The following is a 14,190-nucleotide window of genomic DNA, read 5'->3' on the forward strand; positions in this document are numbered from 1 at the left end:
TTTATTCAGCTTTTAAGTGAATTTCTTCTTTGAGTTCTCGAATACGCGTGTTGATAATTTTACGCATGTCTTCGTTTCCATTAGGGAATTTTTCTATGAAACGCTCATACATGTTAAGTTTTTCTTTTAAATCAGAATAATAATTATCTGCACAAAGTGTCAATTGAAACTGAGCAGCTTCATACATTGGGTCTTCCTCCAACGCCATTTTAAAAAGTTTGATTGCTTTTTTATATTCTTTTCTATCAAAATGCACCAACCCAAGAATATAGTAATCACCCGAAGTGTCAATCATTTTAGCTACAATTGCTTGTGATGCATGATGTTCAGCTTTTTTATGAATTCCATCTTGATAGTACAATTTGGCCAATTGTGAATGATAGAAATAATTTCCTTCGTCTTTTTTTAAAGCTTCCTCATAATAACTGATTGCTTTTAAAATACGTCCAACCCGATAAGCAGAAAACGCTGCTTTTTCATATACATATTGAGTCGCTTTGCGAGATGTAATCAGTTTTTCAAACCATACAAGCGCTTTTCTATATTTTTTTTGCAAATAATACAATTGAGCGTTAAAGCCAATAATTTTTGCATCATTAGGATTATTTTGCAACCCTATTTTGATGATTTGTGAAGCATTCTCGATTTCTTTTGTTTCTAGATAATATTTAATCAGTTTATGAATACTTTTTTGATGTTGATTATCTAGTTTGAAAGCTTCCAAATAAGAGTGTATATAATCTTCTTGAAGCAACCCTTCTTTAGCAATTCCTAAGTGATAATGAAAGTTAGGGTTGGTTGTATCTTTAGATTTAAGTTTTTCAAAAATAACTAATGATTTTTTCAAATCTCCTACGGAATATAACAACTTCCCATAATCATATAAAACTAGAGAGTTCAATGAATCATTTACAAGCGCTTTCTCATAACTTTCGATTGCTTTTTGCAGATTTCCAAGTGCTTTATATGCTTTCGCTATGTTTACATTTTTATTGTTTGAATTTTCTAATGTTTGGTATAGTGAAATTGCTTTGGAAAAATTCCCCATTTGATATAAACTATCTGCCACACTCAAAGTAGAAATTTGAGCTTCCACTTTGAATGCGAAACAAATAGCACATACATAAAATAGTTTTTTCATTTTATTTTAAAATCAATCTAACCTAAAAACTATAGGCAAAACATATTTAACCCGTACTGGTTTTCCATCTTTCATTCCTGGAGTAAGCTTCGGAAGTTTACGAATTACACTTTCTGCTTCTGCAACCAAATCAGGATGTTCCGCTCGAACTTCTAGATTTGTCACATTTCCTTGTTTATCTATAAAAAATTTAGCGAAAATTCTTTGTGCTCCTTGTAGATCTAAGTGTTTTAGATTTTTAGTATTAAATGTTTCTAAAACATGTGCACTAATAGCTTTCGAGAAACACCTCTTCATTTCTTCAAGTGTTCCTTTATCTTCACAACCAGGAAATACTGGCGCTTGGTCAATCGCACTAAACATAACACTTTCCTGTTCAAATTCATCATAATTTGAACCTGCTTTTGTTTCTTGCTTTACTTTATTTTTCCATCTATCTCCCAGAATTCGTAATTCTCCAAAACCTGTTGAAATCACCAAATCTTCTGCATCTACAAATTCAGTTATTTTTCTTATAATTTCTTGCTGTGCTTCAGAAAATTGATCAGGATCAAAACCTTTGGATTTTTGTTCTGTCGTAATGGTTTTGTTAAATTTTTCGATTAATTGTTGAAGTTGTACCTCTTTTGAGGAAATTTCGGTTGCGGTTGCATTACCTTCAACATCGGCAATTGAGCTGTCTTCGCATGAACTATACACCAATGACACTAATAGTAATGGAATTAAAACTAAGTACTTAAGCTTTAAAATTTCTCGGGATTTTTGTTTTGTTAACATACTGATTCGTTTTTTGATTAATGAATGTTTAAAAAATTGATTGGTAAATGAAAAATGTTGTGTTTGAAAGACCTCAGCTAACAGTTTTTCATAATAATCGGATTTATTTTTATGCTTCACGATTTCAGCATCTGCAATGTATTCGTGAAGTTCTGAAATTCGTTTTTGATAAACATATACCAATGGATTGAACCAACAAAGAATACGTAATACTTCAAAATATAATAGATCGATGGAATGTTTTTCTCTCACATGTACAAGTTCATGCGAAAGAATATCTTCAAGTTTTGCCTCGTGAATATCTGCTCCAATAAATACATAGTTAAATATTGAAAATGCTAGTGTGCTTTTGGGTATGATAATGATAGTACACTCATTATGTTTCACAAAATGTCCTTGGAAACGCAATCGTACAAGCTGTGTAATTTTATACACAAACAAGAGACAACTTATTGAAATTCCAATGATTAAAAACCAGTTCCAAGTAGCCTCTATAGGTGCTACTGTTTTCTCAGGTGTCAATACGATTGCTGGTAAAAATATAGTATATTCTTGAGGCACAGCATTATGAAAGCTTTCAATTTTAATAAAAGGCAATATAAATGAAACTAATGACGAACAAATCAGATACACACGATTCCAATTAAAAAACGTTTCTTTCTTTAAAAACAGGTCATAACCAATTAAAAAAAGCAACTGAAGCGTGACGACTTTTATAAAATATCCCATCATGATTTTTTCTTGTTTTTTTCAATCTCTTGAAGAATATCTTCTAACTCAGACGTGCTGATATCATTTTTTTGCATAAAAAACGACACCATACTTTTAAATGATCCTTGAAAATAACCATTAACTAATTTTGAAATTGATTGATGACTATATTCCGCTTGTGCCACAAGCGGAAAGTATACATGACCTTTCCCTACTTTTTCATATCCAACAAATCCTTTGCTTTCTAAAATTCGAACAATTGTTGAAACGGTATTATATGCAGGTCTAGAACCTTCAAAATGCTTAATAATTGTTTTGACATTAGCCTTGTTCAATTTCCACAAAATTTGCATAATTTCTTCTTCCGCTTTCGTTAATTGCTTCATAGATAAATGATTTATTTATTTTAACTAAGTTTTTAGTTCAACAAAACAAATATAACTAAATTTTTAGTTTAAACTAATTTGTTAGTTAAAAAATGTAACATTTGTCAATTATGTAAGACCTATTCAAAAAAACTATATGGATATTTTTTTAACGATCATAGGTTTTATATTAATGCTAGTAGGAATTATTGGCAGTGTTCTTCCTATCATTCCTGGTCCTATTACAAGTTGGCTGGGACTTTTACTTCTTTATATGACTAAAGTAATCCCTACTGATTGGACATTTTTAGTAATTACGCTACTCATTGCAATTGCAGTATTTATTTTGGATTATATAATTCCAGCAATTGGAACTAAAAGATACGGAGGCAGTAAATATGGGGTATATGGAACAACAATTGGGTTGATATTCGGTTTGTTCTTCATGGGACCTATAGGCGTAATAATAGGTCCTTTTTTAGGCGCTTTGATTGGAGAGATTTCATTTGCTAAAAAAGATACTTCAAACGCTTTTAAAGCTGCTTTTGGATCATTTCTTGGCTTCCTTTTTTCTACACTTTTAAAGCTTATAGTTTCGGTAATTTATTTAGGTTTCTTTATTAACGACTTTTGGACGTATAAAAATGTACTTTTTTAGCACACAACTAGAATAACTATTGAAATAGTAGAAAATTTTCGAATGCCGTTACCAGCAACTTAACCTCCTTTGTAGAAATTTATCGGGTTTCAAGTTTCTTCAAAATAAAAAAGCATCCCAATTTTCTATGGAGAAAAAAGGAAAGCTTTTCATTGGTTTAACTACTAAACCAAGGTAAATCAAAGATTTACCTTAAACAACACAACTAAATCTTTTTGCCAAAAAAAGCTTCTCTTCGAGGGAGAAGCTTTTTGCAATTTTAGCGGTCTGGACGGGACTCGAACCCGCGACCCCATGCGTGACAGGCATGTATTCTAACCAACTGAACTACCAAACCGTTGCTTGATTGCGGATGCAAATATACGCTACATTTCTATTTATGCAAACATATTTGCAAAAAAAATTAAAGTTTTTTCACTACAACTATGCAAACTTTTGTCTTTCAATTAAATACGTAAGTAAAATTTTTTCAAATTTTTTATTAATATCTGCTGCAACATATTTGATTTTATACTGAGCACATTTCATCTTGAGTCGCTGAAAATAATCTTCAACCGCTTTTTCATAGTTTTCCTGAACAGTATCTGCATATACATCAATATACTCTCCAGATTCTACATCTATGAAACGCTTTGGTTTATTATCAAAATTAAATTTCAGTTCTTTTTCAGCATCGTAAACATGCAATAATATTACCTCATGCTTGTTGTATTTTAAATGTTGCAATGCTTCAAATAGTTTTTCGTCTTCAACACCATCTTGAAACATATCTGTAAAAAGGAAGATAAGGCTTCTACGATGAATTTTCTCTGCAATTTGATGCAAGTATGTGTATGTAGCTGTTTTTTTATGTATTGGTTTATTTTTTACGGTCTCATCCAATGTGTTTAGTAGTAATTGATGGTGGCGCTCACTTCCTTTTTCAGGCGCATAAAAATCATATGTATCTGAATACACACTTAATCCTATAGCATCTCGTTGCTTTTTCAAGATATTCATTAAAGAAGCTGTTGCTAGTGCAGAAAATCCAATCTTATTGAGTGAATCTAACGAAAGTTCTGCAACATTTGGATAATGCATAGACGAAGAGTTGTCAATAATAATATGACATCTCAAATTGGTTTCTTCCTCATAGCGCTTCGTATATAATTTATCTGTTTTAGCAAACAATTTCCAATCAATATGCTTGGTACTTTCACCTGCGTTATAAATTTTATGTTCCGCAAACTCTGCCGAAAACCCATGAAACGGACTTTTGTGCATTCCAGAAATAAACCCTTCCACTACCTGTTTGGCAAGCAATTCCAAGTTTTTAAATCCGGCTGTTTTATTGAATTCTTTTTGTAGGTTCACACGTAATTGATTTTATCCTGAATAGAGTCTGAAATATAGTAATTTTAAGTGTCATGCAAGGATATTTTGCGTAAAGTGTTTTAGTGCAAAGTAATGGACATGAAAAAAATTGCACAAAAAAAGGCTTGGAAATACACCAAACCTTTTTCTTGATATGAATATGAGTTATTGCTTACGCTAATAACTTGTCAATTGCTTCTGTGTAAACATTTTTAGGAGCAACTCCTACTTGACGTCCTACCAATTCTCCATTTTGGAACATTAGTACTGTAGGAATGTTACGAACTCCAAATTGCGCTGCATATTGTTGGTTTGCATCTACATCCATTTTTCCAACTACTGCTTTTCCGTCATACTCTTCAGCAATTTGCTCAACTACTGGACCTAACATTTTACATGGTCCACACCAAGCTGCCCAAAAGTCAACTAATACAGGTTTATCGCTATTCATTACGATTTCTTCAAAATTTGCGTCTGTGATTTCTAAAGCCATATTATTTATATTTTTTAAACGTTATTTTTTAAGTTATTATGCAATATTAGTCAAATATTTTACCAAAACTTACAAAGCTCACATTTGTTTTGATTATAAAGCAATTGTTTTTTCTTATAAGTATTTGTATAACAATGAGTTTTCTAAAAATTGACTTTATACAAGACCTTAGTCCTTTTTTACCTCAACTGTATATGTTGAAATTAAATCGTCTTTTACATACAAATGTACATCATAATATCCAGATGTAGTAAATTTATATGCCACGCATAGTTTTTGATTTTCGAGTGAAATAAAGCTAGGCATTCTCCTTTTACTTGTAAAACTATTTTCTATGATAAAGTGAACATCTTTTTTTTGAAAAGACACATATGTATCAAATGCTAAGGTAAGACTGTCATTTTGCTGCACACTTTGATACATTTTAGCTGGTTTTGAATGACTACTAAAATATCGGTAAGCATCATTGTAAAGAATAGGTGCTTCTATAAAAGATTGAAAAGATTGTGAAGTGTTATTAGTTAATAAGAACCATTTTTCTTTTAACGGAAAGTGATTTATTGCAAAAATCTGAGGATCGGCTAAGAAAAAACCTTCGTTGTAATGAAATTGAAATTGATAACTTTCTGGGTTTGGTATTCCACTTGCCCAAGTAGGATCGCAGAGATACCACTTCCCATTAAGTTTCACAGCATTCCATGAGTGATTTGGAATTGTTAATTTTTCCGGATCAATCGTACTAGTTTTAGCAAATCCATGAACAATTTCACATTCAATCTCTGCTAAATTTGCCATTTTTTTTATTAAATATGCATAGCCCGTACATAGTGTTTTTTTTCGCTTTCGAAGTTTTTTAAATACAATTTTCTTAAATTTTTCATTCCAAGCTTTCAACGCTATGCTATCATTTATGAGTTTTCTGCGTTTCCGCATATTTTTGGCATATAGTTGATAATCATTAGATATATTACTACATACCCATGTGAATATAGCTCTGAATTTTTCTACATCAGTATCTAACTCATTTGTGAGTGTATATACGAGCACGGGGAGATTGTTTAACTTTTCATGTTTGTGTTCTGCAGCAATTCTATCTGCTTTGTCAAATTTGATTTTTTTAAAATCAGAAACTTGCGCATGCACTTGCCATACACAAAAAAGCATAAAAAGTTGTGTGAATTTCATCAAAAAAGAAGTCGTGAGACTTTAGAAAGGTTATTGCTTTCGTTTCTTGGATTTGTAGCGTTTGTTAGTATTTAGACTTCCCATCACTTCAATGACTTCCTCAGACATTTCCATTCTGATAAAATTAGTGTCTGCTTTAATTTTTGCTTCTTTTGTAGCAAAACCCAAATAACTGAACTGTAACACTTCGCCAACTCTAAGTGGTCTCGGAAAGGTAAATTCTCCTTTTTCGTTAGTAACCGTTCCTACTTTAAATCCTTTTAAGGTAACATTTACGTCTTGCAACGGATTCGTTCCGTCAGTGACGATTCCTTTGATGGTTTTTCCTTGTGTTGCTTCCGCAGAACTGTTATCATTTTGAGCTTGCAAAGGAGTAAACCCCACCAAACCGATTAACATAAAGAACATGAATATTGCTTTATTCGAAATTTTCACCTGTGTTTTCATAATGCTATTATTTTTTATTGATATCTAATGTATCATTTGTTGTGTAAATAGTAAAACTACATTGAGCAAACTGGTATTTTTAATGAGTAAACCGCTTACTGAATGGAACTTATATAAAATTACGGTAAAGTTTTCAATTAATTAGTTAATCTTATATAAAATATCTTCTGCAGATAATGCTTCCAACAATTCTTGAGAAATTTTTACTTTTTTCTTTTTGCTCGGTGTTTGCAGTTTAATCTTTTCTTTTTGTTCATATAGTGTAAAATGCAACGACTTATCTCCTTTATGTGTTGTTATGATATCATTGATAACATCTAATGTTTCTTCTTTGAGTTCATTTATATCTAATTGTATCGTTATTTTCTTTGCAGCAGCTTCCATAACGTCTTGCAGCAATTGCATTGAATTGAACTGCAATCTAGGCTCACCACGTTTGCCTGTATCACGATTGATCCATCCTTCCTTGATGAATGCTTTGATATACACAAATGAATTAGGAACAAAGAAATGTCTGAATTTTAAGTATTCTTCTCCAAAAATTCTAAATTCATGAGAATTGTTATAATCTTCTACTATAAATAATGCCCATCCTTTTCCGTTTTTAGATACACGATGTTGCACTTCTGTTACCACACCACCAAAAGAAATTTCACGATTCACATAGTCTTCCATTTTAGAGAAACAACTTAAATCTCCATTACAGAAATACTGCATTTCTGTTTTAAAATCATCCAACGGATGACCTGAAATATAGATTCCTACCACCTCTTTTTCTCGAGCCAATTTCTCCATCGTTCCCCATTCTTCACATGGTGGCACTTTCGGTTCTGCAATTTGAACCTCACTTGCTTCTCCAAATAAACTTACTTGAGCAGAGTTTTTATTTTCTTGAAATTTAGCTCCGTATTTGACTGCTTTTTCTAAAAAGGTAACACCATCGCCCTCTGTATGAAAGTATTGTGCTCTGTGTGTGTCGCCAAAGGAATCAAATCCGCCGGCTAAAGCTAAGTTTTCAAAGGCTTTTTTGTTGGCCGCACGTAAATCAATTCGTTTTGCCAAATCGAAAACAGATTTGTATTTTCCTTCTGAACGTTCTTTTACGATGGTTTTCACTGCGCCATGCCCAACTCCTTTGATTGCCCCCATTCCAAAACGAACAGCTCCATCATCGTTTACAGTAAATTTGTAGAATGATTCATTCACATCAGGTCCCAGAACATCTAGTTTCATACGTTTACATTCTTCCATAAAGAACGTAATTGTTTTGATATCATTCATATTGTTAGATAGTACTGCCGCCATATATTCTGCAGGATAATGCGCTTTTAAATAGGCTGTTTGATAGGCAATCCAAGCGTAACAGGTTGAGTGCGATTTATTGAAGGCGTATGCCGCAAACGCTTCCCAGTCTTTCCAAATTTTTTCGAGTTTATCTTCCGGGTGTCCTTTGGCAGATGCTTGCGAAATAAACTTTGGCTTCATCTTGTCCAATACGGCTTTTTGCTTTTTTCCCATTGCTTTACGCAAAACATCGGCTTCACCTTTGGTAAAGTCGGCTAGTTTTTGCGAAAGCAACATCACCTGCTCTTGATAAACGGTAATACCGTAGGTTTCTTCCAAGTATTCTTGGCACGCTTCCAAATCGTATTCAATATCTTCTTCCCCATGTTTTCTTCGGATGAAACTTGGAATATATTCCATCGGACCAGGACGATATAATGCATTCATAGCGATAAGATCGGCAAACGTAGTTGGTTTGAGCGATTTCATGTGTTTTTGCATCCCGGGCGATTCGTACTGAAACACTCCAACGGTTTCTCCCCTTTGGAATAATTCGTACGTTTTTTGATCTTCTAAGGAAATATTTTCGATGTCAATCTCAATTCCATGCTTGTATTTTACGAGTTTAACCGTGTCTTTGATTAACGTCAACGTTTTCAATCCCAAGAAATCCATCTTGAGCAATCCTGCACTTTCCACCACCGAGTTATCGAACTGTGTGCAATACATGTCAGAATCTTTCGCTAAAGCAACTGGAACAAATTTGGTAATATCGTCAGGAGTAATGATGACTCCACAAGCATGAATTCCTGTATTACGAACAGATCCTTCCAAGACTCGTGCCATGTTAATGGTTTCTGCTTCTAGCCCGTTTTCTTCAGAAAGAGTAAGCAATTCGCTAATTTGAACAACTTCTTCTGCTCTGAATTTTTGTTTGAGTTCAGCTTCCGATTTTCCAAAAATCTTTTCCAACTTCGTATTCGGAATCAGTTTGGCTATTCGATCCGCTTCGTTGAGTGGTAAGTCTAGCACACGCGCTGTATCACGAATGGAGGATTTTGCCGCCATGGTTCCATATGTAATAATTTGCGCTACTTGATTGGCACCGTATTTATCTATCACATAATCCATGACTCGGCTTCTTCCTTCATCATCAAAATCAATATCGATATCAGGCATTGACACACGATCAGGATTCAAGAAACGCTCAAAAAGCAAATCGTATTTAATTGGATCAATATTCGTTATCCACAGACAATACGCCACTACTGAACCCGCAGCAGAACCACGTCCTGGTCCAACAGAAACATCCATATTTCTAGCCTCGCGAATAAAATCTTCTACAATTAAAAAGTAGCCTGGATATCCTGTGTTTTCAATGGTTTCCAACTCAAAATCGAGTCGCTCTTGTATTTCAGGTGTAATTTCACCATACCGTTTTTTAGCTCCTTCGTATGTTAAGTGACGTAAGTATTTATTTTCTCCTCGTTTTCCTCCATCAACTTTATCTTCTTCGCATTGAAATTCTTCTGGAATATCAAAAGCTGGCAATAATACATCACGCGCCAATTCAAAAGGCTCAACTTTATCTACAATTTCTTGTATGGAAAGGATTGCTTCAGGCAAATCTTTGAATAAAGCCTTCATTTCATCAGGTGACTTGAAGTAGTATTCTTGATTTGGCAATCCATATCGATAACCTCGTCCACGACCAATAGGCGTTGCTTGTTTTTCACCATCTTTTACACACAATAAAACATCGTGAGCAGTAGCATCTTCTTGAGAGATATAGTAGGTATTATTGGTTGCCACCAACTTAATATCATGTTCTTTCGCTAATTTAATCAACACTTCGTTTACACGATTTTCATCTTCCTGATTGTGGCGCATGATTTCTACATACAAATCATCCTGAAAGGTTTCTTTCCACCAAAGCAAAGCTTCTTCAGCTTGTGCTTCTCCAACATTCAATACTTTGCTAGGCACTTCTCCGTAAAGGTTCCCTGTAAGAACAATGACATCCTCCTTATATTTCTCAATTACATTTTTGTCAATTCTAGGCACATAGTAAAATCCTTCCGTATATGCGATTGATGACATTTTTGCTAAGTTATGATATCCGTTTTTGTTCTTAGCCAGTAAAACAATCTGATATCCATTGTCTTTACGCGTTTTGTCTAAATGGTCTTCACAAACAAAAAATTCACAGCCTACAATGGGTTTTATGAGTTGCAAATTGGTTTCTTCGCCATTTGCTGAGGCTTCAGCAATTTTTGCTTCAATTCCTTTGTTGTAACCACTTACTTCTCTCACAAAATGAAAAGCTCCCATCATATTGGCATGATCCGTTATTGCAACAGCTTGCATATTGTAATCACCTGCAGCTTTTACTAAATCGGCAATGCTTGATGTGGATTGTAATACTGAGAATTGTGAGTGGTTGTGTAGATGCGAAAATGGAGCCTCTTTTAAAACCTCTATGTTTTCTTGAATTTCCTGTTGAGAAATTCCCTCACCTTCCTGTGTTTTTGTTAGTTGTTCTCGAATTTTGTCTGAAGCTGCTTTGAGATTGATATGCTTCAGACCAATCATTTCGATTGGTTGCGGATTATTTTCCGAGAAACGCTCAAAGTAATCAGGTAATACATCTAGCTCCTCAATCGTATACTCTTTACGACGAACTAATTCGAGAAAGCAACGTGTTGTTGCTTCCACATCGGCAGTTGCATTGTGCGCTTCATTAAATCCTACCCCAAATAAGTATTCGTGTAATTCTGTTAATGTTGGCAACTTGAACTTTCCTCCACGTCCTCCAGGTATTTGGCATAAACTAGCGGTATGTTCCGTACACGTATCTAATACTGGTAGCTCTTGTAATTTATTGGCAACGGTTTCTCGATAGAATTCAGCTCCCATAATATTTACATCAAACCCCACATTTTGCCCAACAATAAACTTTGTTTTAGAAAGTGCTATGTTGAATTTTTCCAAAACTTCTTGTAACGAAATCCCTTCTGCTTCAGCTAATTCAGTAGAAATTCCGTGAATTTTTTCAGCATCGTATGGAATATTGAATCCTTCAGGCTTTACTAAATAATCTTGATGTTCAATTAAGTTCCCCAATTCGTCATGTAATTGCCAAGCAATTTGTATACATCTTGGCCAATTATCGGTGTCAGAAATTGGCGCATCCCAGCGTTTTGGTAAACCTGTCGTTTCGGTATCAAAAATTAAGTACATATGCTGCTTTTGTATAGAGGAAAAATGAACGGATAAAATTACAAATTTATTTCCGCATTTTGGAGTGGAGTTATCAACACCGCATTAGTGACAAAATGCACAGTAGAAACTCTTTTGAAGCGCAAACTTTAATAAACCATTGTCAAGTTATTAACTTTTTAATAATTCAAAAAAGCAATTCGTAATGATTAAACAGTACTTTTTTAAACAAGAATATTAAAAAAAGTAATATTAAGTAGTTGTGTTTCAGAAAATATAGTATTTTTGCGCTCTTATTAATAATAGAGGTCGTGAACCTCACAAATTAATTTTTTATGCCTGTTAAAATTAGATTACAGAGACACGGTAAAAAAGGGAAACCTTTTTACTGGATTGTTGCCGCTGATGCGCGTGCAAAAAGAGATGGTCGTTACTTAGAGAAATTAGGAACGTACAATCCAAACACAAACCCTGCAACTATCGATTTGAACGTTGACGGTGCTGTACAGTGGTTACAGAATGGTGCACAACCAACTGACACTGCAAGAGCAATTCTTTCTTACAAAGGTGCTTTATACAAAAACCACTTATTAGGTGGCGTTCGTAAAGGTGCTTTAACACAAGAGCAAGCTGATGAGAAATTCAACTCTTGGTTAGCTGAAAAAGAAGGACAAGTTCAAGGTAAGAAAGATAGTTTAGCTCAAGCTGAAGAAGAAGCAAAAGCAAAAGCTTTAGAAGCTGAAAAAGCTGTAAACGAAGCTCGTATTGCCGCAAACGCTCCTGTTATAGAAGATGCTGCTGAAGATGCTGGAGAGACTCCTGCAGGTGAAGAAGAATAAATTATAGCTTTGATATAATTTTTAGCCTAGTAAATAGTAATTTTGCTAGGCTTTTTTTTATGATATTGATATGCAAATTGAAGATTGTTTTTATTTAGGAAAAATTGTTAAAAAATATAGCTTTAAAGGTGAATTACTAATAAAGTTAGATACTGATCAACCAGAGTTGTATGAAGATCTAGATGCTGTTTTTATTCAGTTAGGACGTGATTTTTTACCGTTCTTTATTGAAAAATCTTCGCTTCACAAGTCAGATCTGTTGCGTGTTAAGTTTGAAGATGTGGAAACAGAAGAAGATGCTGATCAGTTGTTGAAGTGTGAATTGTATTTACCTCTAACTGCCTTACCTAAGTTGGAAGGAAATAAGTTTTATTATCATGAAGTCATCGGTTTTACTGTAAATGACGTTTCTTTTGGAACTGTTGGAACAATTACAGGAGTAAATGACAACACTTCACAACCTCTATTTGAGATTGACCGCAACGGTATCGAAGTGTTAATCCCAATGAATGATGAAATTATCAAAAAGGTAGATCGTGACGCAAAAACAATATTTATAGAAGCACCTAAAGGCTTGATCGATTTGTATTTAGAATAAAAAAAGTTCTTCAAAACGTATAACTACTTTCTGAAGAACCCTTTTTAAAGAAAACAATGTTTCCCTTAATTTTGCGACTTTTTAAGAAGCCTCACACATAGGTCGGTGTACGGAAGTACCACAACCTTCGGCCATAAATGTAACTGGTTCTTTGTCTTGATCGACTGGCTTATCACCTCCATCATTAGGAGCTGCTCCACCCAATACAAGACTTGCTGGCAACGTTGAGATTTTCTCTTTGATAAAAGTCAACTTTTTAATTTGCTTTTTCATTTGATTAAAATTTTCATGGTTTATACATTCTAAAGTTCTGAGTTACTATTTTTGTTACCCACTATTTTTCAAGCAATTATGAGCAAACCCTTTAAATTCAAGCAATTTACCATTCATCAAGATAGGACTGCTATGAAAGTTGGCACCGACGGCGTCTTGCTCGGTGCGTGGACATCTTTAGAAAGCAATCCGTTCTCAATTTTGGATATTGGCACAGGCACAGGCTTGATCGCTTTGCAACTTGCTCAACGTAGTCACGCTGAAATAATTGATGCTATAGAAATTGATGACGACGCTTATGAGCAAGCGGTTGATAATTTTGAAAACTCTCCTTGGAGTGATCGATTGTTTTGCTATCACGCTAGCTTTGATGAATTTGTACATGAAATTGAAGACAAATACGATCTCATTGTATCCAATCCACCTTTCTACACAGAAAACTACAAAACTGAAAATACACAACGTGATACGGCACGTTTTACAGATGCGCTGCCTTTTGATGAATTACTACAAGGTGTTGCCAAACTATTAGAACCCAAAGGAACATTTCATACGATCATTCCGCACAAAGCGCACAATCAATTTGTCGCACTTGCAAAAGAAAACCATTTATTTCCGTATAAAACCTGTCACGTAAAAGGAAATCCCGAAACTGATTATAAGCGTAGTTTGCTCTCTTTTTCATTTGAAGAAAGAGAAAATCAAATAACCGAACTGATTATTGAAACCACACGCCATCAATACACAGATGACTACATTGCACTCACGAAAGACTTTTATTTAAAATTATAACAATTAGTCTTTGTTTTGTGAGATTTCATTAAGTACATTTGTTACCGAGATTTAC

13 protein-coding genes and 1 tRNA gene are annotated in these 14,190 nt (G+C 34.1%); 4 read left to right on the forward strand and 10 right to left on the reverse strand.

Annotation, left to right across the window (positions count from 1 at the left end; genetic code table 11):
- Position 1: 1 nt before the first annotated feature.
- The 3 genes from AA088_RS04965 to AA088_RS04975 are packed head-to-tail and all read right to left on the reverse strand — an operon-like array spanning position 2 to position 3,015.
- The gene (locus AA088_RS04965; RefSeq protein WP_046743842.1) at positions 2–1,141 is read right to left on the reverse strand and encodes a tetratricopeptide repeat protein; all 1,140 of its coding nucleotides are present in this window, start codon (positions 1,139–1,141) and stop codon (positions 2–4) included.
- A 12-nt stretch (positions 1,142–1,153) separates the two neighbouring features.
- Positions 1,154–2,650, reverse strand: a complete 1,497-nt coding sequence (locus tag AA088_RS04970) for a M56 family metallopeptidase (RefSeq protein WP_046743843.1) — start codon at positions 2,648–2,650, stop codon at positions 1,154–1,156.
- Positions 2,647–3,015 carry a BlaI/MecI/CopY family transcriptional regulator gene (locus tag AA088_RS04975; RefSeq protein ID WP_046743844.1) on the reverse strand — a complete coding sequence of 123 codons (369 nt, stop codon included), beginning with the start codon at positions 3,013–3,015 and terminating at the stop codon, positions 2,647–2,649. Before AA088_RS04975 ends, AA088_RS04970 begins: the two co-directional genes overlap by 4 nt.
- Before the next feature lie 136 nt (positions 3,016–3,151).
- On the opposite strand from AA088_RS04975, the gene AA088_RS04980 reads away from it, so the two are divergent.
- Positions 3,152–3,652 carry a DUF456 domain-containing protein gene (locus AA088_RS04980; RefSeq protein ID WP_046743845.1) on the forward strand — a complete coding sequence of 167 codons (501 nt, stop codon included), beginning with the start codon at positions 3,152–3,154 and terminating at the stop codon, positions 3,650–3,652.
- 263 nt (positions 3,653–3,915) lie between these two features.
- Here the strand turns inward: AA088_RS04980 and AA088_RS04985 are convergent.
- The 6 genes from AA088_RS04985 to dnaE all read right to left on the reverse strand — a co-directional run bounded on the left by AA088_RS04985 (position 3,916) and on the right by dnaE (position 11,654).
- Positions 3,916–3,989 (reverse strand) — tRNA-Asp (locus AA088_RS04985).
- Between the two features lie 86 nt (positions 3,990–4,075).
- Positions 4,076–5,005, reverse strand: a complete 930-nt coding sequence (locus AA088_RS04990; RefSeq protein ID WP_046743846.1) for a DUF58 domain-containing protein — start codon at positions 5,003–5,005, stop codon at positions 4,076–4,078.
- Between the two features lie 172 nt (positions 5,006–5,177).
- The gene (gene trxA, locus AA088_RS04995) at positions 5,178–5,498 is read right to left on the reverse strand and encodes a thioredoxin (RefSeq protein WP_046743847.1); all 321 of its coding nucleotides are present in this window, start codon (positions 5,496–5,498) and stop codon (positions 5,178–5,180) included.
- A gap of 168 nt (positions 5,499–5,666) precedes the next feature.
- Entirely contained in the window at positions 5,667–6,683 is a 1,017-nt protein-coding gene (locus tag AA088_RS05000; RefSeq protein ID WP_046743848.1) for a transglutaminase domain-containing protein, read from the reverse strand.
- Between the two features lie 30 nt (positions 6,684–6,713).
- Positions 6,714–7,130: a carboxypeptidase-like regulatory domain-containing protein gene (locus AA088_RS05005; protein ID WP_082106568.1), complete on the reverse strand. Its 417-nt coding sequence runs from the start codon at positions 7,128–7,130 to the stop codon at positions 6,714–6,716.
- A 141-nt stretch (positions 7,131–7,271) separates the two neighbouring features.
- A complete protein-coding gene (gene dnaE / locus AA088_RS05010) occupies positions 7,272–11,654 on the reverse strand; it encodes a DNA polymerase III subunit alpha (RefSeq protein WP_046743850.1) in 4,383 nt (1,460 codons plus the stop codon).
- 314 nt (positions 11,655–11,968) lie between these two features.
- Between dnaE and AA088_RS05015 the strand changes: the two genes are divergently transcribed.
- Together AA088_RS05015 and rimM are read left to right on the forward strand one after the other, a co-directional pair.
- A complete protein-coding gene (locus AA088_RS05015) occupies positions 11,969–12,472 on the forward strand; it encodes a 30S ribosomal protein S16 (protein WP_046743851.1) in 504 nt (167 codons plus the stop codon).
- Positions 12,473–12,542: 70 nt separating this feature from the next.
- Positions 12,543–13,070 carry a ribosome maturation factor RimM gene (rimM, locus tag AA088_RS05020; protein WP_046743852.1) on the forward strand — a complete coding sequence of 176 codons (528 nt, stop codon included), beginning with the start codon at positions 12,543–12,545 and terminating at the stop codon, positions 13,068–13,070.
- An 81-nt stretch (positions 13,071–13,151) separates the two neighbouring features.
- Here rimM and AA088_RS05025 read toward each other — a convergent pair whose 3' ends face one another.
- On the reverse strand, positions 13,152–13,343 hold the full coding sequence (locus AA088_RS05025; protein WP_046743853.1) for a hypothetical protein: 192 nt from the start codon (positions 13,341–13,343) through the stop codon (positions 13,152–13,154).
- Between the two features lie 78 nt (positions 13,344–13,421).
- Between AA088_RS05025 and AA088_RS05030 the strand changes: the two genes are divergently transcribed.
- Complete coding sequence (locus AA088_RS05030; RefSeq protein ID WP_046743854.1) at positions 13,422–14,135, forward strand: tRNA1(Val) (adenine(37)-N6)-methyltransferase; 714 nt, start codon at positions 13,422–13,424, stop codon at positions 14,133–14,135.
- Positions 14,136–14,190 lie beyond the last annotated feature (55 nt).

Source organism: Kordia zhangzhouensis (genome assembly GCF_001005305.1).
Lineage (GTDB): Bacteria > Bacteroidota > Bacteroidia > Flavobacteriales > Flavobacteriaceae > Kordia > Kordia zhangzhouensis.